This window comes from Comamonas sp. lk (assembly GCF_900564145.1).
Taxonomy (GTDB): Bacteria; Pseudomonadota; Gammaproteobacteria; order Burkholderiales; family Burkholderiaceae_C; genus Comamonas.
Genome location: NZ_UOOB01000001.1, coordinates 59,967 through 81,836 on the forward strand (window position 1 = coordinate 59,967; position 21,870 = coordinate 81,836).

22 protein-coding genes are annotated in these 21,870 nt (G+C 63.0%); 11 read left to right on the plus strand and 11 right to left on the minus strand.

Annotation, left to right across the window (positions count from 1 at the left end):
- Positions 1-14: 14 nt before the first annotated feature.
- The 4 genes from EAO39_RS00260 to EAO39_RS00275 all read right to left on the minus strand — a co-directional run bounded on the left by EAO39_RS00260 (position 15) and on the right by EAO39_RS00275 (position 4,622).
- Complete coding sequence (locus EAO39_RS00260; protein WP_120965092.1) at positions 15-500, minus strand: carboxymuconolactone decarboxylase family protein; 486 nt, start codon at positions 498-500, stop codon at positions 15-17.
- A gap of 225 nt (positions 501-725) precedes the next feature.
- A complete protein-coding gene (sigJ, locus tag EAO39_RS00265; RefSeq protein WP_120965095.1) occupies positions 726-1,652 on the minus strand; it encodes an RNA polymerase sigma factor SigJ in 927 nt (308 codons plus the stop codon).
- A 211-nt stretch (positions 1,653-1,863) separates the two neighbouring features.
- A complete protein-coding gene (locus tag EAO39_RS00270; protein WP_120965097.1) occupies positions 1,864-3,465 on the minus strand; it encodes a gamma-glutamyltransferase family protein in 1,602 nt (533 codons plus the stop codon).
- Positions 3,466-3,611: 146 nt separating this feature from the next.
- Complete coding sequence (locus tag EAO39_RS00275) at positions 3,612-4,622, minus strand: tripartite tricarboxylate transporter substrate binding protein (RefSeq protein WP_120965099.1); 1,011 nt, start codon at positions 4,620-4,622, stop codon at positions 3,612-3,614.
- A gap of 171 nt (positions 4,623-4,793) precedes the next feature.
- Here EAO39_RS00275 and EAO39_RS00280 point away from each other — a divergent pair, with 171 nt between their 5' ends.
- Positions 4,794-5,714, plus strand: coding sequence for a LysR family transcriptional regulator (locus tag EAO39_RS00280; RefSeq protein ID WP_120965101.1), 921 nt, complete (start codon positions 4,794-4,796; stop codon positions 5,712-5,714).
- A 31-nt stretch (positions 5,715-5,745) separates the two neighbouring features.
- Here EAO39_RS00280 and EAO39_RS00285 read toward each other — a convergent pair whose 3' ends face one another.
- The gene (locus EAO39_RS00285) at positions 5,746-6,642 is read right to left on the minus strand and encodes an EamA family transporter (protein ID WP_120970513.1); all 897 of its coding nucleotides are present in this window, start codon (positions 6,640-6,642) and stop codon (positions 5,746-5,748) included.
- 448 nt (positions 6,643-7,090) lie between these two features.
- Here EAO39_RS00285 and EAO39_RS00290 point away from each other — a divergent pair, with 448 nt between their 5' ends.
- Entirely contained in the window at positions 7,091-8,191 is a 1,101-nt protein-coding gene (locus EAO39_RS00290) for an acyltransferase (protein WP_120965103.1), read from the plus strand.
- 60 nt (positions 8,192-8,251) lie between these two features.
- Here the strand turns inward: EAO39_RS00290 and EAO39_RS00295 are convergent, their stop codons facing one another.
- A complete protein-coding gene (locus EAO39_RS00295; RefSeq protein ID WP_120965104.1) occupies positions 8,252-8,920 on the minus strand; it encodes a DUF924 family protein in 669 nt (222 codons plus the stop codon).
- 286 nt (positions 8,921-9,206) lie between these two features.
- Here EAO39_RS00295 and EAO39_RS00300 point away from each other — a divergent pair, with 286 nt between their 5' ends.
- Complete coding sequence (locus tag EAO39_RS00300; RefSeq protein ID WP_240466862.1) at positions 9,207-9,779, plus strand: DUF1439 domain-containing protein; 573 nt, start codon at positions 9,207-9,209, stop codon at positions 9,777-9,779.
- Positions 9,780-9,788: 9 nt separating this feature from the next.
- On the opposite strand, the gene EAO39_RS00305 is transcribed toward EAO39_RS00300, so the two are convergent.
- A complete protein-coding gene (locus EAO39_RS00305; protein ID WP_120965106.1) occupies positions 9,789-10,616 on the minus strand; it encodes a substrate-binding domain-containing protein in 828 nt (275 codons plus the stop codon).
- 165 nt (positions 10,617-10,781) lie between these two features.
- On the opposite strand from EAO39_RS00305, the gene EAO39_RS00310 reads away from it, so the two are divergent.
- The 4 genes from EAO39_RS00310 (at position 10,782) to EAO39_RS00325 (ending at position 14,201) form a co-directional block, all read left to right on the plus strand.
- Positions 10,782-11,696, plus strand: a complete 915-nt coding sequence (locus EAO39_RS00310; RefSeq protein WP_120965109.1) for a LysR family transcriptional regulator — start codon at positions 10,782-10,784, stop codon at positions 11,694-11,696.
- Positions 11,697-11,723: 27 nt separating this feature from the next.
- Positions 11,724-12,440, plus strand: coding sequence for a glutathione binding-like protein (locus tag EAO39_RS00315; RefSeq protein WP_120965112.1), 717 nt, complete (start codon positions 11,724-11,726; stop codon positions 12,438-12,440).
- Positions 12,441-12,575: 135 nt separating this feature from the next.
- Positions 12,576-13,631 (plus strand): pirin family protein, encoded by a 1,056-nt coding sequence (locus EAO39_RS00320; protein ID WP_120965115.1) that lies wholly within the window; start codon positions 12,576-12,578, stop codon positions 13,629-13,631.
- Positions 13,632-13,715: 84 nt separating this feature from the next.
- Positions 13,716-14,201, plus strand: coding sequence for a peptidylprolyl isomerase (locus EAO39_RS00325; RefSeq protein ID WP_120965118.1), 486 nt, complete (start codon positions 13,716-13,718; stop codon positions 14,199-14,201).
- A 153-nt stretch (positions 14,202-14,354) separates the two neighbouring features.
- Here EAO39_RS00325 and EAO39_RS00330 read toward each other — a convergent pair whose 3' ends face one another.
- Entirely contained in the window at positions 14,355-15,272 is a 918-nt protein-coding gene (locus EAO39_RS00330) for a phosphoribosylaminoimidazolesuccinocarboxamide synthase (RefSeq protein WP_120965121.1), read from the minus strand.
- 479 nt (positions 15,273-15,751) lie between these two features.
- Here EAO39_RS00330 and raiA point away from each other — a divergent pair, with 479 nt between their 5' ends.
- From raiA to hprK, 3 genes are all read left to right on the plus strand, one after another.
- Positions 15,752-16,114: a ribosome-associated translation inhibitor RaiA gene (raiA, locus tag EAO39_RS00335; protein ID WP_120965124.1), complete on the plus strand. Its 363-nt coding sequence runs from the start codon at positions 15,752-15,754 to the stop codon at positions 16,112-16,114.
- 156 nt (positions 16,115-16,270) lie between these two features.
- Entirely contained in the window at positions 16,271-16,744 is a 474-nt protein-coding gene (locus tag EAO39_RS00340) for a PTS sugar transporter subunit IIA (RefSeq protein ID WP_120965127.1), read from the plus strand.
- A 39-nt stretch (positions 16,745-16,783) separates the two neighbouring features.
- Positions 16,784-17,743, plus strand: a complete 960-nt coding sequence (gene hprK / locus EAO39_RS00345; RefSeq protein WP_120965130.1) for an HPr(Ser) kinase/phosphatase — start codon at positions 16,784-16,786, stop codon at positions 17,741-17,743.
- On the opposite strand, the gene EAO39_RS00350 is transcribed toward hprK, so the two are convergent.
- The 3 genes from EAO39_RS00350 to fur all read right to left on the minus strand — a co-directional run bounded on the left by EAO39_RS00350 (position 17,740) and on the right by fur (position 21,161).
- On the minus strand, positions 17,740-18,960 hold the full coding sequence (locus tag EAO39_RS00350; protein ID WP_120965133.1) for a DUF1501 domain-containing protein: 1,221 nt from the start codon (positions 18,958-18,960) through the stop codon (positions 17,740-17,742). The genes hprK and EAO39_RS00350 overlap by 4 nt on opposite strands.
- 22 nt (positions 18,961-18,982) lie before the next feature.
- Positions 18,983-20,581: a DUF1800 domain-containing protein gene (locus EAO39_RS00355; RefSeq protein WP_120965136.1), complete on the minus strand. Its 1,599-nt coding sequence runs from the start codon at positions 20,579-20,581 to the stop codon at positions 18,983-18,985.
- Positions 20,582-20,735: 154 nt separating this feature from the next.
- Positions 20,736-21,161, minus strand: coding sequence for a ferric iron uptake transcriptional regulator (gene fur / locus EAO39_RS00360; RefSeq protein WP_120965139.1), 426 nt, complete (start codon positions 21,159-21,161; stop codon positions 20,736-20,738).
- A gap of 150 nt (positions 21,162-21,311) precedes the next feature.
- On the opposite strand from fur, the gene bamE reads away from it, so the two are divergent.
- A complete protein-coding gene (bamE, locus tag EAO39_RS00365) occupies positions 21,312-21,863 on the plus strand; it encodes an outer membrane protein assembly factor BamE (protein WP_120965141.1) in 552 nt (183 codons plus the stop codon).
- Positions 21,864-21,870 lie beyond the last annotated feature (7 nt).

A 21,870-nucleotide genomic window follows, 5' to 3' on the forward strand; every position in this document is an offset into this window, starting at 1 on the left:
CGATGTGCCGGTACTCAGAGAGTGATGGGCTTCTTTTCCACCGGCGCGGCAAAGCCCACGCACAGACGGTTCCAGACATTGATGCAGCCGATGGCGTAGCTGAGCTCCACGATCTCGCGCTCGCTGAAATAGGGACGCAGGGCTTCGAAGTCCTGCGGCGCGGGGTGGGCCTGGCTCAGCTGCGTGCAGCGCTCGGCCCAGTTCAGCGCAGCGCGCTCGCGCATCTCGAAGAAGTCCACCTCGCGCCAAGTCACCACGCTGTTGATGCGCTGCAGATCCTCGCCGCGCGACAGCAGCTCGCGCACATGCATGTCCACGCAAAAGGCACAGCCGTTGATCTGCGAGACGCGCAGATAGACCAGCTCCAGCAGCTGCACACCGAGGCTGGAGCGCGCGATCTGGGCGTTGAGGCCGGCCTGGGCCTTGTAAAGCTCGGGGGCCAGCGCACGGAAGTCCAGGCGCGGCGTGGGAATGGCAATGGGGTTGGCGATATCGGCCATCTGAAGACTCCTTGAGGCAATGCAGGCCCGCCCCTGCGGCTGGCCCATACCTCTAAGACGCGACAGCGGCCCGGTTTGTGACAGCCGCTGCGATCCAAACCAGGAACATCAATAAAGATAGCCTCTACCGCTCTACGCAAAACAAGTTCAGAGATAAAACATTCTTAATCCATTGAATGACAAGCGGTAGCAGCTATGGTTTTTTCTGCTCTGCGGCTGATGCCCTCAAGCAGTCGAAGGCAGGATCACGCCCGTCAATTTGTCCGGATTGCGCAGCGTGTAGATGCGCTGGATCAGCCCGTCTTCGACCAGCAGCGTCTGCACCGACTCCACCTTGCCGTCCACGCAGCGCACCAGACCCGGCAGGCCGTTGACCCGCGCCAGATGCAGGGTCTGCTCCTGCCCGTCGCGGCGCAGGCGCCGGGCCGTGGCGAAGTACAGCAGCGCCAAGCGGCGCCCGGTTTCCAGCACGCGGCCAAAGGAGGCCACCTTGCCGCCGCCGTCGCTGACCAGCGCGGCATCGGGGGCAAAGAGGGCCTGGATCTGCGCCAGATCTCCGCCCTGTGCGGCCTGGGCAAAGCGGCGCAGCAGCTCGGCATGGGCTTGCGCCGGCGCATCGAAGCGCGGCCGCCCGGCCTTTACATGGGCCCGCGCGCGATGCACCAGCTGGCGACAGGCGGCCTCGCTGCGGCCCAGCGCCTGGGCCACCTCGGCATAGTCGGCATCGAAGACCTCGCGCAACAAAAAGGCCGCGCGCTCCTCGGGGGTGAGCTGCTCCAGCACGAACAGCAGGGCTGTGGAAACATCGTGGGCCCGCTCCAGCAGGTCCTCGGCCGAGGGAGCCGCCTCGGTCCAGGGCTGGACCAGCGGCTCGGGCAGCCAGAAGCCCGCGTAATGCTCGCGCTCCACGCGCAGGCGCCGCAGCCGGTCTATGGCCAACCGCGTGGCCGTGGTCACCAGCCAGGCCTCGGGCTGGGCAATGGCGGCGCGCTCGCTGTCCTGCCAGCGCAGCCAGACATCCTGCACCAGATCCTCGGCCTCGGCCCGCTGGCCCAGCATGCGATAGGCCAGACCGAACAGACGCCGACGATGACGCTCGAACTCCTGCAGTCCCGCATCGGCGGACGGCGCAGCATGGGAAGTGGGACTCACCTGAGGTCTCCTGCAAATAGACTGAGGGCCGGCCACCCAGTGTGACAGGCACCAAGCCTTAGACGCAGAACGTGCAGCTTTTGTGACAACGTTGCCAAAAACTGGCGCACGCCGAGCAAGAGCCTGGCCGGCCGCGCCGCCTCGCGGCGAAGGTGTCGTCCCGTTGCACGTCGCCCCTACGAGGGAAGCTGCACAGCAGCTCAGGGGGACCTCAATAAGCTACAGCGCACCCGTCCTTGCGCGGATCGGAGCCCGCAATGTAATGCTCGCCGTCGCGCAGCACCAGCTGGGCGCCGCCAAAGGCGAACACGCCATGGCCGGCCTCCACGCTGACCTCATGGCCACGTGCGCGCAGCTGCTCAACCACGGCGGCATCGAAGGACGGCTCCACGGCCACGCCCTTGCCGCCGGTCACGCGCCAGCGCGGCGCATCGGCCGCAGCCTGCGGGTTCTGGCCGTAGCGCAGCACGCGCAGCGCCATCTGCAGATGGCCCTGGCTCTGCATGGGGCCGCCCATGACTCCGAACGCCATTTGCGGCGTGCCGTCGGCATGCATGGCAAAGGCCGGAATGATGGTGTGCGAGGGGCGCTTGCGCGGGCCGACCTGGTTGGCATGACCGGCCTCGGTGGTAAAGCCGTGGCCGCGGTTCTGCAGGCTGATGCCCGTGCCCGGCACGACCACGCCCGAGCCGAAGCCCATGTAGTTGGACTGAATGAAGGAGAGCATCATGCCGCTGGCATCGGCCGCGGCCAGATAGACCGTGCCGCCGGGACGCGGTGCGCCATAGCTGGGCAGGCTGGCCTTGTCACGATCAATAAGCCGGGCGCGCTCGCGCAGATAGTCGCGGTCCAGCAGCTGCGCGGGAGTGACGCGCATATGCTCCAGGTCGGCGTTGTGCTGGTGCAGATCGGCAAAGGCCAGCTTCATGGCCTCGATCTGCAGGTGGACGCTGTCCACTCCGTCCAGCGGCTGCTCTCCGACGCCCAATTCATCCAGCATGCCCAGCGCCATCAGCGCCGCAATGCCCTGGCCGTTGGGCGGGATCTCGTGGATCACCGAATCGCCGAACTTCTGCGACACCGTGCCCACCCATTCGGCCTGGTGCGCGGCCAGGTCTTGCTCGGTCATCACGCCGCCGCAGGCACGCGAATGCACGGCCATTTTTTGCGCCAGCGCGCCGCGGTAGAAGGACTCGCCCATGGTCGCGGCGATCTCCTCCAGCGTGCGCGCATGGGCTTCGCTCTTGAACACTTCACCGGCTCTGGGCGCACGGCCACCGGGCAGAAAGCATTCGGCAAAGCCGGGCTGCTCGCCCAGCTTCTTGCCGCCCAGCTCCCACAACGTGGCAATCGTGGGCGAGACCGCAAAGCCGTGGCGGGCATAGTCGATTGCCGGCTGCGCCACCTGAGCGAAAGGCAGTTTGCCGAAGCGCTGGGACAGCGCCACCCAGGCCGACACGGCGCCGGGCACGGTCACGGCATTCCAGCCCTTCTCAGGAATACCGCCGAGCTGGGCAAAGTATTCGGGCGTCCAGCCTTCGGGCGAGCGACCCGAGGCATTGAGGCCGTGCAGCTCCTTGCCGTCCCAGACAATGGCAAAGCCGTCGCTGCCTATGCCGCAGCCTGTGGGCTCGACCACGGTGAGCGTCATCGCCGCAGCCAGCGCCGCATCCACGGCGTTGCCGCCAGCCAGCAGCATGGAAAGGCCGGCCTGTGCGGCCAGAGGCTGCGAAGTGCTGACCACGTTGCGGCCCAGCACCGGCGAGCGCTGCGAGGCATAGGGAAGCGCCCAATCTTTGATGAGGTTTGTCATATCTAAGTCCGATCAGTGATTCATGAGCGTCGCGCTTAAAGCTGACGCGCCCCAAGCCAGAGGCATCGAGCAAGAGCCGCCTCGCGGCGAGGATGCCGTCCCCCTTCCAGGGGGAAGCGGCGCAGCCGCACAGGGGGTTGCATATGTCATTCCAAAGTAATCCGGTTGTCCTTGATGACCTTGGCCCAGCGTGCGCTGTCGGCCTGCACCATGGCGGCGAACTGGGCGGGCGTCTGCGCCTTGGCGGGCTCCACACCCTGCTTGGCCAGGCTGGCGATCACCTCCGGATTCTGCAGAGCCTGGTTGAAAGCCTGGTTGATCTTGCCGACCAGCTCGGGCTTCATGCCAGCCGGGCCGTAGACGCCGAACCAGGTGACCGAGGAATAGCCGGGCAGGCCCGATTCGGCCACTGTGGGCAAATTGGGTGCAAGCGTGCTGCGCTTGTCACCGGTGACGGCCAGGGCACGCAGGCGGCCGCTGGCCACATGCGGCATGCCCGTCGGAATGGCGTCGAACAGCAGGTGCACCTGGCCCGCAGCCAGATCGGTGATCGATTGCCCCGTGCCCTTGTATGGCACATGGGTGAGCTGGATGCCGGCCTGCGCGGCAAAGGCGGCGGTGTTCAGGTGCACGATGGTGCCATTGCCGCTGGTGGCGTAGTTGAGCTTGCCGGGGTGGGCCTTGGCATAGGCGATCAGCTCCTGCACGCTCTTGACCGGCAGCGAGGGCGTGATCAGCAGCACGCTGGCCGCGTCCGCCGTGTGGACGATGGGGCTGAAGTCCTTGTCCGCCTTGTAGGCCAGCTTGGGCATCAAATGCGGCGAGATGGCATGCGTGCTGCTGGTGGTGAACAGCAGCGTGTAGCCATCGGCCGCCGCCTTGGCGGCTTCGGCGGCGCCTATGGTGCCGCCGGCGCCCGGCCGGTTGTCTATGACCAGTTGCTGGCCCAGCTCCTGCGATACGCGTTGCGCGATCACGCGCGCCACCAGATCGGTCGCTCCGCTGGCCGGGAAAGGCACGATCACCCGCACCGGACGGTTGGGCCAGGCGGCCTCACCCTGAGCCAGGGCCGGCAGCGCCAGCAGGCCGCAGGCCAGAGCCGCAGCAGCCCGAAACCACTGGCGGCGCATCGTTGAAACAGTAGACCGTGCCGGCATGGCAACTCCCGGTGAGATGGCAGCTTGTTCGAAAGGGGTGGCCGCTGCCTGGCGACCATCAAACAGGCCATCTTAGAAAGCCTAGACATTTGCCGCTATCGGCAAATTTGCAAGTCATCATTGCCAAAACAGCAAACCGCGCACAATGGCGATTTATTCCCAGCGATTGCCATGCTCGAGTCCCGCCATTTGCTGCTGCAAGACACTGCGCTGCGCTACTTCCACGAAGTCGCGCAATGCGGCTCGCTGACAGAAGCCTCGGCGAAATTGCATGTGGCGGCCTCGGCCATCAGCCGCCAGATTGCGGCACTGGAGGCGCGGCTGGGCACGCCGCTGTTCGAGCGCCACCCGCGCGGCATGGTGCTCAATGCCGCCGGCGAGATCCTGGCCGACCACGCCCGCCGTGCGGGTCTGGACGCCGAACGCGCGCTGGACGAGATCAAGGCCCTGCAGGGCTTGCGCAGCGGCAAGGTGCGCATCGCCAGCTCAGACGCCTTCGCCAGCGAATTCCTGCCGCGCCTGTGTGCGGCCTTCCAGCGCGAGCACAGCGGCATCGTCTTCGAGGTGATCGTTCTGCCCACGCCCGAGGTCTCCGATGCCGTGCGCGCCGGCATGGCCGACATAGGCCTGTGTTTCAGCCGGGTGCCCGAGCCCGGCATTGCCGTCGCCTGCCGCCTGGCCGCGCCCGTGTTGGCGCTGGTGGCACCCGGCCATGAGCTTGCGCAGGAACGCAGCGTGGCTCTGGCCAGGCTGGTGCGCTACCCGCTGGCATTGACGCCGCCCAGCACGGCCGTGCGCCAGTTGCTGGATGCGGCCTGCAGCCGCCAGGGACTGATGCTGTCGCCGGCCCTGGAAAGCAACCACGGCAAGACGCTGCTGAATTTTGCGGCCCAGGGGGTGGCGGTCGCCGTGGCCAGCGAAATCGCCGCCCGCCACATGGTGGCCACGGGCGCGCTCGTGGCCGTGCCACTCAGCGACCGCGGCATGGATCTGCGCGATATCGAGGTGCAGACCCTGGCCGGCCGCACGCTGCCGCATGCGGCACAGTCGTTTCTGGAGTTGCTGCAGCTGCGCCTGCCCGCCGCCTGGTAAGCGTGCATCCGGGCCCGGCAATCACCTCAGCTCATTGCGTCTTGGAGCGCAGCACCACCCACAGCGACAACGCAATCAGCCCGCCGCCTGCGGCGTGGGCGGCGCTCAGAGGCTCATCAAGCAGCAGCCAGCCCCAAAGCACGGCAAACACCGGCACGATGAAGGTCACGGTCAGCGCCTTGTTCGGCCCCTCGTCGGCAATCAGGCGGAAATAAATCACATAGGCCAGTGCCGTGCTCAGCAAGCCCAGCAGCAGCACATTGCCCCAGGCCAGCAGCGGCGCCTGCGCCAGCTGGCCCAGCATGCCGGGCTCCAGCCACCATGCCACGCAGAAAGCCGGCAGCAACACCACCAAGGCCCCCAGCTGGCTGATGAAGACGGCAGCGCGCATATCCACGACCGCATGGGTCCCGGCCAGCTTCAGCGTCAAAAAGCTGGAAAACGCATAGCAGACGGTGGCTGCAAAGCAGGCGGCAATGCCACCCAGCGCCGCCGGGGTCAACTCCAGGGGACCGGCCTGGGCCAGCACGGCCACGCCGCCGATGCCCAGCGCCACTCCCAGCACCCGGGCAGCCGTAATGCCTTCGGCAAAGAACAGGGAACCCACCACGACGGCCATCAGCGGCGTGGTGGCATTGAAGATGGCGCTATAGCCCGAGGGCAGGACCTGGGCCGCCAGCGCGTACATGAGAAACGGAATCCCCGAATTGATCACGCCCAGCAACAGCAAGGGCCACAGATAGCGGCCCAGCCGTGGCCGGTAGCCCATGGCCCATAGCGCAACGCCCAGGCCCAGGGCCGAAAACAGGCCCCGCATCACCGCCGTGGGCACCGCCCCCAGGGGGGGTACGGCCACGCGCATGAAAAGAAAGCTGCCGCCCCACAGGGCGGCCAGGGAGATCAGACGGATGAGGCTGGAGGCAGACATGGGGCGATTGTGCACACCACCAACAGCACAGCCCTGGCGCTTGCCAACGCCGTTCGGCCAACCAGGGCCGGGTCTGGCGCAGCTTTTTGGGGAACCAATCGCGGCCGCGCCACTCACAAAGCCGTTGTCTGCGTGGAGACGGTGTCAAAATCGTCCCTCCGCTCCCACAGTGGCCATGCAGCGCTGCCATCCGCAGCGGCCTGCTCCCCACTCGCTCGCCGCATGCCGTCAAGATGCACGCCGGGCATGGATGGCGCCTGGCGCGCCATCTCCCTGAGGCCAGTTTCTGGACCCTCTGCCCATGCGCCTGCTTACAGACTCTTCAGTCCTGTTACCTCGCAAGCGCAGGGATTTCTACATACTCCAGCCGCCAGGGCTCGCCCTGCAAGGCTGACGTGACGATTGGCAAGCCCGGCCCGTGCCCGGGCGAAAGGAAAGGTGCCCGGTTTTGGTGGAAACGGCGTTCAAGCTACGTTACAACCCTGCCCTCGATGGCTTGCGTGGCGTGGCCATTGTGTTGGTCATTCTTTCGCATGCCCATGCCCCCTTGTTCGACGGGGCCTTCTTCGGGGTCGACCTGTTTTTTGTGCTCAGCGGCTTTCTTATCACTTCGCTGCTGCTCATGGAATACAAGGCCCATGAGCGCATAGATTTCTGGCGCTTTTACCGTCGCCGCTTCCTGCGCCTGATGCCTGCGCTGGCCCTGTTTCTGGGCGTGTACTGCCTGGCCGCCCCCTATCTCTGGCCCGATCTGACCGATATCTACTCGGACGCCCTGGTCTCCATCCTCTATCTGGCCGACTACGGCATTGCCTTCTTCGACAGCCCCGACACGCTGCTGCACATGTGGTCGCTCTCGGTGGAAGAGCATTTCTACTTGATCTGGCCGCCGCTGCTGGTCTGGCTGCTGCGCAAAGCCGCGCCGGGCCGGGTCTGGGCACCCTTGCTGGCGCTGTGGGTGCTGAGCACGCTGTGGCGCATCTTCTGGGTGCAGCAAGGCCAGCAGTTCTACGAGATTTTTTTCCGTTTCGACACCCGTGCCTCCGGCCTGCTGGCGGGCGCTTTGCTGGCCGCCTTGATGCTGGAGAGACCGTTGTGGATTGAACGCCTCAAATCGCTGCGCGGCTACACCATGTGGTTTGTGCTGGCCGTACCGCTGATCATGGAACTCAAATGGGACGACCACCACGCCATGCTCTGGGGCATCACCGTGGTCGAATGCGCGGCCATGGTGTTGTTGCTGGCAGTGCAAAAGCCCGAGGGCGTGATCTACGAAATGCTGACCGGCCCCATCTTGCTCAAGCTGGGCCAGCTGTCTTACGGCATCTATCTCTGGCACTACCCCGTGGTGCGCTATCTGCGCGCCGATTACTCCTGGCCGGTCACCGTCATCGGCGGTCTGCTGATCTCGGCGGCACTATCGGCACTGTCGTTCTACACGCTGGAGCGCTGGGCGCTGCGCTATCGAGACCGGAGCGAAAAGCGCGCATCCCATCTACCTGCCAAGCGCAAGGAACCGCAGATGAGAGAAGCCACTCAGCACTCCTGAAGTACAACAAATTGCAAGCCAAAGGGATGTCGCCACATCCCTTTTTTGCGCCCGCCGCTGTCAGAAACCTGCGCCGGGCTGGGCCAGATAGTCTTTTTCCGCCGCCGTGCTTTCGCGCCCCAGGATGGGGTTGCGGTGGGGGAAACGGCCGAACTGCGCTATCACCTCCCAATGCTTGTGCGCGTAATCCAGCGTACCGGCAAAAAAATCGCTCAAAGCCGGGTCCGCATTGGCATCGGCAAGTGCGGCAAACGCCTGCACGCTGCGCTCCTGCATGACCGGGTCTTCGGCGTGCTCAAACGGCAGATACATGAAGATGCGCGGCACTTCGGGCAGCAGCAAATCCTCGCCCTGCTGCTGCGCCTGCAGCGCCAGCGCCAGGGCCTGCGCATCGCCCGCAAAGCTTTGCGGCGTGGCACGGTAGATGTTGCGAGTGAACTGGTCGAGCAGCACGATCAGCGCCAGCCGCTGCCACGGCCCCTGCTGCGCCCAGTGCTGCAGTGCGCCGCCCACGGCAGCTTGCACGGCCACGCCAAAGCGCTGGCGCAAGTCCTGGTCAAACGCAGGCGACTTGGTAAACCATTGCGCCTTGTGCTCCAAGGCCGCGGCATTGCTGGGCCTGGCGCTGCCAAACCAGTGACTGAGCACGGCATCCGGCAGTTGCGCATCCTGCGCGGCGGTGGTCAGTGCAGCGTGCGAGGCACCAAAGAATTCAGGGCTGGAGTTCATGGGCCCATTGTGCCGTTTGGGGCCGTCCGGCGGCATGGAAACCCTCGTGATGAATGCCGCACTTGCTTTTTTCGCAAGCACCCGCAACTGCCGGTCAACGGCAAGCAAGGCATTGCCGTTAGACAGACCTGCCTTCACCCATTGTTACCTTGGGGAATAGCGTCCCAGAGGACAATGTCCCCTTCAAAAACAATAGCGCAAATCGCGCATTACACATTGTTTTCATGGGCTTGAGTCCGTTTGATATCGAGATTGCTTTGAATAGTTCGGGAGTTCGCTTGTGGTGATGAATCGCCGCTCATGGTTGATGGTGGCCACAGCCAGTGTGGCGTTGATTGCAACAGCATGTTCGGGAAAATCCGTTCCCAGCAGTGTGAGTGTGAGCAGCGCCAAGCTGCAGGAAATGGTCGCCAAGCGCTTTCCCAAGCAGTTTCCCGTCGCCGGCCTGCTGCAGCTGTCGCTGACCTCGCCAACCCTGGCCATGCTGCCCGAGCGCAATGCGCTCAACGCGCTGATCCCGGTAGAGCTGGGCGGCAAGGTGCTCAAAGAGGCTTACAGCGGCACGCTCAATGTGGACTTCGCCCTGCGCTATGAGCCCACGGACCGCACGCTGCGCGCCCATCAGATCAAGGTCAATAGCCTGGAGATGAACGGGCTGGCGCCCGCCATGAGCGATATGCTGGCCACCTATACCAATGCCCTGGCCGAGCAGGCACTGGGCCAGGTGGTGCTCTATCAGCTCCAGGACAAGGACCTGGCCCTGGTCGATGCCCTGGCCATGGAGCCCGGCGCCATCACCGTCACCCCGCAAGGGCTGACCATCGCCCTGGTGCAGAAAGCTTCGTCGGGCAAGCGCTGATGCGGCGCTTCACAGGGGCTTGGCAATAGGCTCCAGCCCCGTGTCGCGGATCGCCTTGTACGCTGCCGGCGAGGTGTAGAACTTCAGCAACTGCTCCAGCCCCTGGGGATTGGTAGAGATGCTGGCCGTTCCGGCCGAGAACAGCGTGTAATGCTGCACCGAATGCGGCAGCGTGCCCGCGTAGCTAATGCCTTCGATAGGCAGCAGCTCGCTGACCTGCTGCAAACCGATCTCCGCCTCGCCCCGCGCCACGATGGTGCCTACCCGCTCGGTAACTATCTTTTTGCTCTTGGGCATGACCTGGTCGTGAATGCCCAGCTTCTTGAGCATCTGTGTCTCGTAATAGGTACCGCTGGCGCTGGCCGAATAGGCAATGCTCTTGGCGTTCAGCAAGACCTGGCGCAGCTTGTCCTCGGTGCTGATATCGGGCAGAGGCGCACCTTTTTTCACAGCCACGCCTATGGCCGAGCGCACCAGATCGATTTGCGTGCCCGGCTTGACCAGGCCCTTGGCCGCCAGATCATCGAGCGCACCACGCGCCAGAATCACCACATCGGCTTTCTCACCCTGGCTCAGGCGATTGGGAATGGAAGTGGGCGACGAGCCCATGGAGGAGCCATAGGCCGACTCCACCGCCATCCCTGTCTTGGCCGTGAACTGCGGCGCCAGCAGCTTGTGAGCCGCGGTAAAACCGCCGGAGGTCATCAGCCGCACCGGTTCCTTGCTGGCGGAGGTGTTGGCCGATGTGCTTGGCGGCTGATGTGCGCAACCAGCGGCCAGGGCCACGGCGGTGATCAACAGACTGCGGCGTACGGTAAAAAGCGGGAAGGAAGTCATCTTTGTCTCTCGAATACGGGCTTTGGGTCAGAATGCCTTGAAGCCCTTGTTGAATCTGCGCATGTCACTATGCTTGTAATAGCAAGCTGCGAATGCTGATTGTCAGAAGCCGCAGCTCTTGCGTCCAATACTGTTTGCCTCTCGACTTGATACGAAATTCGTCCTATGGATCTGCGCCGACTCACCTGCTTTCTGGCCGTGGCCGAAGAGCTGAACTTCAGCCGGGCCGCCCAGCGTCTGCATATGAGCCAGCCGCCGCTGAGCCAGCAGATCCGCCTGCTGGAGCAGGAAATGGGCGCCCAGCTGTTCGAGCGCTCGCGCCGCGCCGTCTCGCTGACGCCTGCCGGTCTGCTGCTGCAGGACAAGGCCCTGCAGATCGTGGAGCTGCACCATCAAGCTGGCGAGCTGTGCCGCATGGCGGCCTCCGGCCTGGCCGGGCGGCTGCGCCTTGCCTTCACGGCCTCGGTGCCGCTGTTTGAGGCCTTCTCGCACATGCTGGGAGTCTTTCGCCAGCGCTACCCGCAGGTGGAGCTGGATTTGCAGCACATGACCACGGGCGAGCAGATTGCCGCCCTCACCTGCGGCCAGATCGATATCGGCTTTATGCGGCCCTCGCCGGCGTTTCGCATCCCCGTGCCCATACGCGAGCACACGCTGTGGCGCGATGAACTCATGCTGGCCTTGCCCCGCTCTCACCCGCTGGCCGGTGCGCCAACGCCGCTGCCGCTGAGCCAGTTCGCCGATCAGCCCTTTGTGCTGCACCCGGCCGTGCTGGGCGGCGGCCTGCACGAGCACATTCTGGCCCTGTGCAGCGAAGCCGGCTTTGTGCCCCGCATCGCCCAGCCGGCGCGCGAAACCTCCACCATGCTGGCCCTGGTGGCCGCCGGACTGGGCATCTCCGTCGTGCCCAGCATCTATGCCTGCATCTGTCCGCCCGGCGTGGTGTTCAAGCCGCTGGCAGATGCCTCGCGCCATTCGCGCATTGCGCTGGTGAGCATGCAGTCCAGCCAGGCCAGCGCCTGCGTGCCGCTGTTCTGGCAAAGCGTGACCAGCCGAGAAGCCGCACAAACGCTAGGATGAGCGTCTGCCCGGTTTTCAAGGACTCTCATGACACAGCAACTCAATGACTTTTCCGTTACCCGCAAATGGCCTGCCCAGCACCCGGAACGCATACAGCTGTATTCCCTGCCCACGCCCAATGGCGTGAAGGTGTCGATTGCACTGGAAGAAATGCAGCTGCCCTATGAGGCACATCTGGTCAGCTTTGAGACCAATGACCAGCTGAGCACCGAGTTTGTGGACACTTTTCCCAACAACAAGATTCCAGCCATCATCGACCCCGACGGCCCGGGCGCCCAGCCGCTGGCCTTGTTCGAATCCGGCGCCATTCTGGTCTATCTGGCCGAAAAAACCGGCTCCCCGCTGCTGCCCGCAGACCCTGCGGCCCGCTATGAGACCCTGCAGTGGCTGATGTTCCAGATGGGCGGCGTGGGCCCCATGTTTGGCCAGGTCGGCTTTTTCCACAAATTCGCCGGCAAGGCCTTCGAAGACAAACGCCCGCGCGACCGCTATGTGAACGAATCGCGACGCCTGCTGGGCGTGCTGGAAACCCGCCTCACCAATCGCCAGTGGGTGATGGGTGAGGCTTTCACCATTGCCGATATCGCCATCTGGCCCTGGGTGCGCAACATGGTGGCAGAAACCGGCTACAACGCCTCCGAGCTGCTGGGCTGGCATGAATTTCCCCAGCTGCAGCGTGTGCTCAAGGCCTTCGAAGCCCGGCCCAGCGTGCAAAAAGGCCTGAAGGTGCCGCCGCGCGGCTAAGAGCCATTGCAGGCCGGTGGTTGTTGCAAAAGCGGCAACTACTGTCCCAGTCATGGTGTCTTTCAAAGAGGGCTGCAGGCCTTATCTTCTGCAGACACGGCTTTGCGCACAGCCAAGCCCCTCAGGAGATTCACCATGACCACCACCCACAGCCCCATTCTGGAAAGCGCCCCGCTGGGCCCACGCTGGCCCTGCCTGGACCCTTTCCTGTTCTGCGCCCACCACGATGACAGCTACCCAGCCAGCAACGGCCAGATGGGCGTGAAGGTGGCGGAGTTCGAAGACCGCGAAATGGGCAGCGACTTCAGCGCCAAGAACGGCTTTTCCATGTACCACGGCGAGCCCGTACCCGGCTTTCCCGGCCACCCCCACCGCGGCTTCGAGACCGTGACCCTGGTGCGCAAGGGCCGTATCGACCATGCCGATTCGCTGGGCGCCGCCGCCCGCTTTGGCGGCGGCGATGTGCAATGGCTGACCGCCGGCAAAGGCATTCAGCACTCGGAAATGTTTCCGCTGCTCCACAGCGTGCAACCCAATCCGCTGGAGCTGTTTCAGATCTGGCTGAACCTGCCGGCCAAAAGCAAGATGGTGGAGCCGCACTTCACCATGTTCTGGAACGAGAGCATTCCGCGTCTGGTGCATGCCGACGCCGACGGAAAGCAAACCACGGTCACCGTGATTGCCGGAGAGCTGCCGGGTGCCGACAAGCCGCTGGCCGCACCGCCAGAATCCTGGGCCTCGCAGGCGGACAGCGATCTGGCCATCTGGACGCTGGAGCTGGCGCCCGGTGCCCGCTGGACCCTGCCCAAGGCCCAAGGCGCCGAGACCCATCGCATGCTCTACTTCTTTGTGGGCCAGAGCCTGAGCCTGGGCGGCGAGGCCGTGACCCTGCATCTCGCCATGCACATTGACGCGCACCGCGATCTGGAGCTGGTGAACACGGGCAGCGATACCGTGGAGCTGCTGCTGCTGCAGGGCAGGCCGATTGGCGAGCCCGTGGCGCAATACGGGCCCTTCGTGATGAACACCCAGCAGGAGATCATGCAAGCCATGGAGGACTACCGCCGCACCCAGTTTGGCGGCTGGCCCTGGAAGGACCATGATCCTGTGCACGGAACGGAGAATCGCCGCTTTGCCCGCTACCCCGGTGCCGAGCAGGAGGATTTGCCGCCCGCGCCCGTCTCGGCCTGATCGCTGAGACAATATCCGCTTCAACGCCACGACTTGCGCTTTGCAAACCGGTCGTGGCGGTTTTGTTTTGATCCAAGACTCGCCATGAACATCATCAAAGACACTGCCGTCACCATCAACTACAAGATTCACGAGCTGCTCAAGGGCGACATCGCCATCAAGCTGCTGGACAAGGGCGATGTGGCCTACCTGCACGGTGGCTACGACAACCTATTCGCCAAGGTCGAAGCCGCTCTGGACGGCAAGCAAAAAGGCGATACCGTCACCGTGGATCTGGCGGTGGAAGACGCTTTTGGCGAGCGCGACGAGAGCTTGAAGCGCAGCATTCCCAAGGCCGAATTCCCCGCCGGCGTGAAGGTGGGCGGCCAGCTGCGCGGCACCAACGACCAAGGCCTGCCCCAGATCTACAACGTGGTGAAGATCAAGGGCCAGGAAGTGCTGCTCGACGGCAACCACCCCCTGTCCGGCATGGCACTGCGCTTTAACTGCGTGGTCAACGAAGTGCGCGAGGCCACACCCGAGGAAATCGAGCACCGCCATGTGCACGGCGGCCACGGCCACCACCATTGATCCCTGCGCCAGCTGGGGCGCGGCTTGCTCAAGCGAAGCTTGATTTAAGGTTTTTTGGCCTCTAGCCCATGCTCTGTATGCGTAAGCAGCTATCAAAATAAAACGGCACCCGGACGCAAATCCGGGTGCCGTTTTCATTCAAGGCTTGGCAGCTCAGCCCATCAGGCGTTCCAGCGCTTCGCGGTACTTGGCGGCGGTCTTGTCGATCACTTCCTTGGGCAGACGGGGAGCGGGAGCCTTCTTGTCCCAGGCCTTGCCGTTGACCTGGGCCTGCTCCAGCCAGTCACGCACAAACTGCTTGTCGTAGCTGGGGGGGTTTTCGCCCTTGGCCAGCGCGTCGGCATAGCCTTCCACGGGCCAGTAGCGCGAGCTGTCGGGGGTCAGCACTTCGTCCATCAGCACCAGCTCGCCGTCTTCGGTCAGGCCGAATTCGAACTTGGTGTCGGCAATGATCATGCCCTTTTGCAAGGCGATCTCTGCGGCTTCCTGGTAAATGCGGATGGCCGTGTCGCGGATCTGGGCAGCCAGCTTCTCGCCCACCATCTCCACGGTGCGCTCGTAAGTGATGTTTTCGTCGTGATCACCCATCTCGGCCTTGGCGGCGGGGGTATAGATAGGGGCGGGCAGCTTGGCCGCATTGGTCAGACCGGCGGGCAAAGGCGCGCCGCAGACGGCTTGCCCGGCCTTGTATTCCTGCCAGCCGCTGCCGGCCAGATAGCCGCGCACCACGGCTTCGATCAGCACGGGCTTCAGGCGCTTGACCAGCATGGAGCGGCCTTGCACCTGCTTGACTTCTTCGGGCTTGACCACGGACTCTGGCGATTCGCCGGTCAGGTGGTTGGGGCAGATATGACCGAGCTTGTCGAACCAGAACAGCGCCATCTGCGTCAGCAGCACGCCCTTGCCGGGGATGGGCTCGCCCATGATCACGTCGAAGGCCGACAGGCGGTCGGACGCCACCATCAGAATGCGGTCATCGCCCACGGCGTAGTTGTCGCGGACCTTGCCACGTGCAAGCAGGGGCAGCGAGGCAATGTTGGAAGTGTGCAGGGCAGAAGGCTGGGTGGTCATGGTCAGGATGTGAGGCTATCTGGCGTGTGGAGGCGATGGATTGACCAAATCAATTGGCAGTCCATTGCCCAGCATGTATTCAGCGAGTCGGTCGGCAGGCGCCTGAGGCCCCAAGGGCTGCCAGCGTCGCAGGCCCGAGTAGGCGGCTGCGTAAAAATGCGATTTTACTGGCCCTGAGCAGTACCGTGAGGTACACGGATTTCATTGCGCGCCCATTGCCCGTCGTTGTGTCGGCGCGGCGACTCAAAACTGCCCAAAGCCAGCCATTGTGCGCCCATTCCCGCCCCCCGCCAAATAGGCGGCCAAGCCCCCGCGTGAGCCTGCGCTATCCCGGCTTTTCGTTGCCTTGCCTTGGCACCTGGGGGCATAGTGGACCTGCAAGCAAAGACGAATGCGCATTCCGAACTGCACACCTGGAGAGTCCGGCACATGGCCGGAGCTGAAAGCTGTTTTCAACGAGAGCAAAGGAGTGTTTTGTTATGAATCTGACAATTAGCGGGCATCACCTGGAGGTCACTCCCTCGCTTCGCACCTATGTCATGTCCAAGCTGGAACGCATTCTTCGCCACTTTGATCAGGTCGTGGATGTCAAAGTACTGCTGACCGTACAGAAGCAAAAGGAAAAGGAAAAACGCCAACGCGCGGGCTGCACCATTCGCGTCAAGGGCCAGGATCTGTTTGTGGAGACCCATCACTTTGATCTCTACGCGGCAGTGGATGCACTGGCCGACAAACTGGACCGCCTCGTTGTGCGTTATAAAACGCGCCAGCACGATAGCCGTTACGGCGGCGCCAAGCGTCTGTCGGACGTTGATTTGCAACTCGCTGGAGTGTCAGTTTGATGACAGCGTGGCGCAAACCCCGTGTTTGCGCCCTTTCGAGCAGAGGCTGTGGCCTCTGCGCAACGTTCAAAGTGCCGCCCCAAGGGGCGGTTTTTGATGGCGGTCAGGGTTTCCCCACGGTTTTCAGCGCTGAGGTGCATAATTGTTGATCAAACCATGAACCGCCTAGCCTCTATTCTTCCCGCCGCTCAAGTGCTCGTGAGCGTTGATGTCACCAGCAAGAAACGCGCTTTCGAGGAAGCGGGTTTGCTCTTTGAGAGCTTGCATGCTCTGTCTCGCGCCCTGATTACCGACAGCCTGTTTGCGCGCGAGCGCCTGGGCTCCACCGGTCTTGGGCACGGCGTTGCCATTCCCCACGGCCGCATCAAGGGCCTCACGGCCCCCATGGCAGCCTTGTTTCAGCTGGCCAGCCCGATCGGCTTTGACGCACCCGATGAACAGCCGGTCAGCCTGCTGATCTTTCTGCTCGTGCCCGAAGCCGCTACTCAGAAACACCTGGAAATCCTCTCGGAGATTGCCGAGCTGCTGAGCGACAGCCAGCTGCGCGAACGCCTCAAGTCATGTGTGGATGCCCAGCAGCTGCACGGCATGATTGCAGGCTGGCAGCCTTCGGCGGCACAGCCGGTCTGACCCCAGCCATCACCTTTTTCTTACTTTCAGGGCCTTGCGATGAGACCCAGCGCCATCAATGCCGACGTGTTGTTCGAGGCATTTCGCAACTCCAGCCTGCGTTGGCAGTGGATCGCAGGGTTGGGTGCTTCAGAGCGCCGCTTTGACGAAATGGCGGTGCGCTCGGCCCGCTCGGGGGCCGATCTGGTCGGCTACCTCAACTACATCCACCCCTACCGCCTGCAGGTGCTGGGCGAGCGCGAGATCGCGTATCTGACCAATGCCACCTCGCAGGACTGTCTGCGCCGCATCGCCCGTATCGTGACGCTGGAGCCCCCGGTGCTGGTGCTGGCCGATGGCCAGGAGGCGCCCGACGAGCTGATCTCCATGTGCGAGCGCTCTCACATTCCGCTGTTCTCCACCAAGGAGCAGTCGGCCTTTGTGATCGACGTGCTGCGCGCCTATCTGTCCAAGCATTTTGCCGATCGCATCACCATGCACGGCGTATTCATGGACATTCTGGGCATGGGCGTGCTGATCACCGGTGAATCGGGCCTGGGTAAAAGCGAACTGGGGCTGGAGCTGGTCACCCGTGGCAACGGCCTGGTGGCCGACGATGCCGTGGATCTGTACCGTATCAATCAGACGACGATTGAGGGCAAATGCCCGGATCTGCTGCAAAACCTGCTGGAAGTGCGCGGAATCGGCTTGCTGGATGTACGCGCCATTTTTGGCGAGACTGCTGTGCGCCGCAAGATGCGCCTCAAGCTCATCGTGCATCTGGTGCGCAGAGAGACCATGGAGCGCGAATACGAACGCCTGCCTGCCGAGCCGCTGACCCAGGACGTGCTGGGAGTGCCGGTACGCAAGGTAGTGATTCAGGTGGTGGCGGGCCGAAATATCGCTGTGCTGGTGGAAGCTGCCGTGCGCAATACCATCTTGCAGCTGCGCGGTATCGATACCTACCAGGAGTTCGTGAATCGCCATCGCCGTGCCATGGAAAGCGGCGAGTCGTTCTAGACCAGATGCAGCTTTCCGGCCGACGATGCCGGAAAGATCTGCTGTACCTGCTGGGAGCTCAGTCCATACATGCGGGAAAACAGACCGCCCAGTACGGAACGGTATTCATTGAGCACGGGGTAGTCGCGGTTCTGAAACAGCGCCTTTTCATTGACCTCGATCTGCTCACCCACGATCTTGCCCCCTGCCTGGGCAGATAAACCTCCACCGAGAAACCAGTACGCCGTGCCATGGCCGTGGTCCGTGCCCTTGTTGCCGTTTTCGCGAAAAGTACGGCCGAACTCGCTGATGACGGCCACCACCGTGTGGCGCCAGGTATCCTCTCCCATGGCCTCGGCAAAAGTGGCCAAGCCATTGCTCAAGTCGCTCAGCCGATTGGCCAAGTTGCCGCTGGCTCCACCCTGATTGACGTGGGTATCCCAACCACCCACATCGACAAAGCCCAGATCAAACTGCTCGCGCATCAGATGCGCCATGCGCTGCGCGACCAGTCCAAAGCCTTTGGCGCTGATGGCATCACGTCCGGCCTTGTCCATTTCCTCCCGCACGCTGCGCTGCACGGCAGTCTGAACGCTGAAGCCCTCCCGCACGGCTGCATCCAGCGCCGTGCCCTGGTACATGGAGGCGATGATCTTGCTGCGGTCGCTATCCACCGCAGCCTTGCGTACCGAGGCCAACGCCATATTCGCCACCTGGGCATTGCCGCGCATGCACAGCGGCAGCTGCGCAGTGAAAGCCATGGGTGCAACGCGGCTCAGACCCCGGCTGTCTTGCTGCAGCACCTGGGCCAGCCGATTCATGAAGCCGCCCTGAAAGCTCTTGCTACCTTCCAGCGCTTGACCCAGCTCGATGGAGTCCTGGGTCTCAAAGTGGCTGCGCGAGAGGTCATTGCTCCCCGCAAACGGCACAAAGCACAGCTGCCCTTGCTCATACAAGGGCAGCAAGCTGGTCTGCAAGGCTGGATGCAGACCCCAATTTGTGTCCAACGGCAAAGCCCCATTGGCCTCGCCAGGCCGTGCAATGGCAATGTTGGGTCTCGCTTGATAGTAAAAGTCACTGTGCGTGGGCACCAGCAGGCTGTTGCAGTCATAGGCGCCACGTAAAAACACCAGCAAAAAGCGGGGCGAGCTGTTCTGCAAAGGGGCGGCCAGACCTCTGCCCAGCTGGCAAGCCAGTGGCAGCGTTGCGCTCAGGCGCAAAAATTGACGTCTTTGCATCAAAAGACTCCTTGGCACCGCCTCAGCGGAACATCATTTCGGGGGCGGACAGGAAATAGGTGTTCCAGTCCGCTGGATTCCTGGCCTGTGCCAGTGCCGTCCGCGTCGCTGCGCCCAGGGACTGCAGACGGGCTTGCACGCTGGCTTTCTGCGCGAGGTCGGGGTATGGCGGCTTTTCCAGCGGATCCTGCGCGCTAAGGCGAAACAGCAAGGCGCCGCGTGTACCGATCTGCCGCGCCACATCGAAACGGCTGCTCATCTGGCCGGAGCTGGACCAGTCCGACTGAGCTTGCGGGTAACCGTCCGGAGTTTCATGAGCATAAAATGGCTGGCCAAGCTGGTTCAGCCAGCTCTGCACAGGGCTCACATCGCTGGCCACTCGCTGATCGTAGGCCAGACGCGTGGCGCCAAGCACATAGTGCGCCGGATCTTTGAAACGCTGGCCGAAATGCTGCGCCTCAGGCGCCGTCAGCAGACTGGCCAGAGTGGCCGCAATATCGCCACGGCTGCGCTCGAAGGTCTGAGCCGTGCGCTCCACCACAGCCGGATCCGGCCTGTCACCGAGAAAGTACATCGAGAGCTTTCGCGCTATGAAATGTGCAGTCGCTGGCGCAGCCACAATGCGGTCCAAGGCCTCGTTGACCTGTGCCATGCCGCGCCGCTCCAGAGGCTTGCCCAGCAAGACCTGCGGGGTGTAGTCGTGACGATTGGGGTTGAACTCGAAGAAGCCCTGGCGCACATAGTCGGCCTGCCGCTCGGGGCGCAGCTTGGGTGGCGGCGCATCCGCTTCACGCGTAGTGAAGCCCACACCGGTCAGTACATGGGCCATGGCTTGCACATCGGCCTGGGTATAACCGCTACCCACGCCCATGGTGTGCAACTCCAGCAGTTCACGCGCATAGTTCTCATTGATATGACCGGCGGCATTGCTGGCATTGTCCAGATACTGCAGCATGGCAGGGTGGCGCATGCTGGCAGCCAGCAGGTCGCGGAAATTGCCAAGCGCATGTGGACGAATGGCCTGCTCCTCGTAGTCGCCTACCCACAGGCGCACATCTCCTTTGCGCGTGCTGACATTGAAATGATTCATCCAGAACCAGGTCATCTGCTCCTGCAACTGGTGTGGTGAATAGAGCGCGCGCCAGATCTGGCGCTTTTGTGCTTCCGAGCCAAGCTGGTTGAGCTGGCGCTGCAAGTCTTGCCGGAGTCTGGCGGCCTCATCACTGTCCTGGGTGCTGCGAATGGCACGGCGCTGCTCGGCAATCTCACGCTGGATCTGCTCCATGGGCTTCTGACTGATGCTGAGGGCATCGATGCGCTGCTGCACCTCAGCGGGCATGGGACTGGCGGATGGGGTCAGCTGCCCCATCAGCCATCGCTTCAAACCCTGCTGCTGCAACTGGGACGATTCGTGATCCGTAGCACCCCAGGTGACTCTATCCAGCCATTGCTGGCGTTGCATGGCGCTGGTTTTGTCCGGTAAACGACTGTTGCTCACCGTCTCGATAGTTTGAGGACTGAGCCGGCTTTGTGACGGCGACAACAACGGCGCGCAAGCCGCCAGTGCGGTCACAGCGATACAGGCAAGACTTCTGGTGAAAAAAATGTGCAGCTGCTGCATTGACAGGCCTCCTCAAGCCCCATGAATGACCGCTGCATCAGCAGTCATGCAGCATGTTGGCTTGGTATCCGGACAGTCGGTGTAGGGAAATGTTTTCTCAACGTAAAAGGGGCAAGACATTTACATGTCTTGCCCCTTGCAAAAGAGAACCGTTTTACTTGCTGGCGCGAACCGCGCACTCTGCGCATTGGCCGTACAAAGCCATGGCGTGATCCTGGATCACCCAGCCCTTGCCCTTGGCGATCAGGTTCTGGCGCTTCTCGATTTCTGCGTCATAGAACTCTTCCACCTTGCCACAGCTGGTGCAGACAAAGTGGTCGTGGTGCTGACCTTCGTTGAGTTCATAGATCGCTTTACCGCTTTCAAACGTGCTGCGATTCAGAATGCCGGCCTGCTCGAACTGGGTGAGCACGCGGTAAACCGTGGCCAGGCCAATGTCCGAACGCTCGTCGAGCAGCACGCGGAAGACATCTTCTGCAGTCATGTGGCGCTGGGCACCGGTCTGGAAGATCTCCAGAATCTTCAGGCGTGGCAGGGTGGCCTTGAGGCCGGTATTTTTGAGTTCTTCGATGTTCTTCATGTCAGGGTCTCTCGGTGGTCTGTCAACGCGCCAGAAGGGGCAGACAAGGGACAACAAAAAATGGCCCTGGCACCGGGGTCGTTGGAATCATCAGGTGCTCTCGGGACCAGCCGCTACAATGATTCGGATCATATCCCTATGCCATTACCCATGCATGTTCAAGCCCGTAGCCGCGCAGGTCTGCTCCTGACGTTGGCAATCACAGCGGCACTGGCCGGCTGCAACAGCCTAGACGGCGCCGCACACCGTGTCGCCAATGTCATTACGCCCTACAAAATAGATGTGGTGCAAGGCAATTTCGTCTCCAAGGAGCAGGTCCAGGCGCTGCAGCCCGGCATGAGCCGGCAGCAGATCCGCGACATCCTGGGTACGCCGTTGATGACCAGCATCTTCCACGCAGATCGCTGGGAGTATGTTTTCACCATCAAGCGCCCCGATGTGGACCCACAGGTGCGCAAGCTCACCGTGTACTTTGACGGCGACCGCTTTGTGCGCGCCGAAGGCGATGAAATGCCTTCGGAAGCCGAGTTCGTGGCCAGCCTCAAAGGCATGAAGGGCACGCCCAAGGTGCCGCAACTTGAAGCCACCGAAGCCCAGCTGGCCAAGTTCCCGACCCGCAAGTCGCCAGCGGATGCCGCCGATGCAGATGCCAACCTGCCGCCAGCCGCCAGCAGCTATCCGCCGCTGGAGTCGCGCTACTAAGCACGGC

What these genes read in the sequence shown, in the direction of transcription:
- raiA (WP_120965124.1), top strand. Translation starts at nt 15,752, where the DNA reads ATGAATCTGACAATTAGCGGGCATCACCTGGAGGTCACTCCCTCGCTT.
- EAO39_RS00280 (WP_120965101.1), top strand. Translation starts at nt 4,794, where the DNA reads ATGCTCGAGTCCCGCCATTTGCTGCTGCAAGACACTGCGCTGCGCTAC.
- EAO39_RS00320 (WP_120965115.1), top strand. Translation starts at nt 12,576, where the DNA reads ATGACCACCACCCACAGCCCCATTCTGGAAAGCGCCCCGCTGGGCCCA.
- EAO39_RS00305 (WP_120965106.1), bottom strand. Translation starts at nt 10,616, where the DNA reads ATGACTTCCTTCCCGCTTTTTACCGTACGCCGCAGTCTGTTGATCACC.
- EAO39_RS00310 (WP_120965109.1), top strand. Translation starts at nt 10,782, where the DNA reads ATGGATCTGCGCCGACTCACCTGCTTTCTGGCCGTGGCCGAAGAGCTG.
- EAO39_RS00315 (WP_120965112.1), top strand. Translation starts at nt 11,724, where the DNA reads ATGACACAGCAACTCAATGACTTTTCCGTTACCCGCAAATGGCCTGCC.
- EAO39_RS00260 (WP_120965092.1), bottom strand. Translation starts at nt 500, where the DNA reads ATGGCCGATATCGCCAACCCCATTGCCATTCCCACGCCGCGCCTGGAC.
- EAO39_RS00300 (WP_240466862.1), top strand. Translation starts at nt 9,207, where the DNA reads ATGAATCGCCGCTCATGGTTGATGGTGGCCACAGCCAGTGTGGCGTTG.
- EAO39_RS00325 (WP_120965118.1), top strand. Translation starts at nt 13,716, where the DNA reads ATGAACATCATCAAAGACACTGCCGTCACCATCAACTACAAGATTCAC.
- EAO39_RS00285 (WP_120970513.1), bottom strand. Translation starts at nt 6,642, where the DNA reads ATGTCTGCCTCCAGCCTCATCCGTCTGATCTCCCTGGCCGCCCTGTGG.
- hprK (WP_120965130.1), top strand. Translation starts at nt 16,784, where the DNA reads ATGAGACCCAGCGCCATCAATGCCGACGTGTTGTTCGAGGCATTTCGC.
- EAO39_RS00275 (WP_120965099.1), bottom strand. Translation starts at nt 4,622, where the DNA reads ATGCCGGCACGGTCTACTGTTTCAACGATGCGCCGCCAGTGGTTTCGG.
- EAO39_RS00330 (WP_120965121.1), bottom strand. Translation starts at nt 15,272, where the DNA reads ATGACCACCCAGCCTTCTGCCCTGCACACTTCCAACATTGCCTCGCTG.
- bamE (WP_120965141.1), top strand. Translation starts at nt 21,312, where the DNA reads ATGCATGTTCAAGCCCGTAGCCGCGCAGGTCTGCTCCTGACGTTGGCA.
- EAO39_RS00350 (WP_120965133.1), bottom strand. Translation starts at nt 18,960, where the DNA reads ATGCAAAGACGTCAATTTTTGCGCCTGAGCGCAACGCTGCCACTGGCT.
- EAO39_RS00270 (WP_120965097.1), bottom strand. Translation starts at nt 3,465, where the DNA reads ATGACAAACCTCATCAAAGATTGGGCGCTTCCCTATGCCTCGCAGCGC.
- EAO39_RS00340 (WP_120965127.1), top strand. Translation starts at nt 16,271, where the DNA reads ATGAACCGCCTAGCCTCTATTCTTCCCGCCGCTCAAGTGCTCGTGAGC.
- EAO39_RS00295 (WP_120965104.1), bottom strand. Translation starts at nt 8,920, where the DNA reads ATGAACTCCAGCCCTGAATTCTTTGGTGCCTCGCACGCTGCACTGACC.
- EAO39_RS00355 (WP_120965136.1), bottom strand. Translation starts at nt 20,581, where the DNA reads ATGCAGCAGCTGCACATTTTTTTCACCAGAAGTCTTGCCTGTATCGCT.
- fur (WP_120965139.1), bottom strand. Translation starts at nt 21,161, where the DNA reads ATGAAGAACATCGAAGAACTCAAAAATACCGGCCTCAAGGCCACCCTG.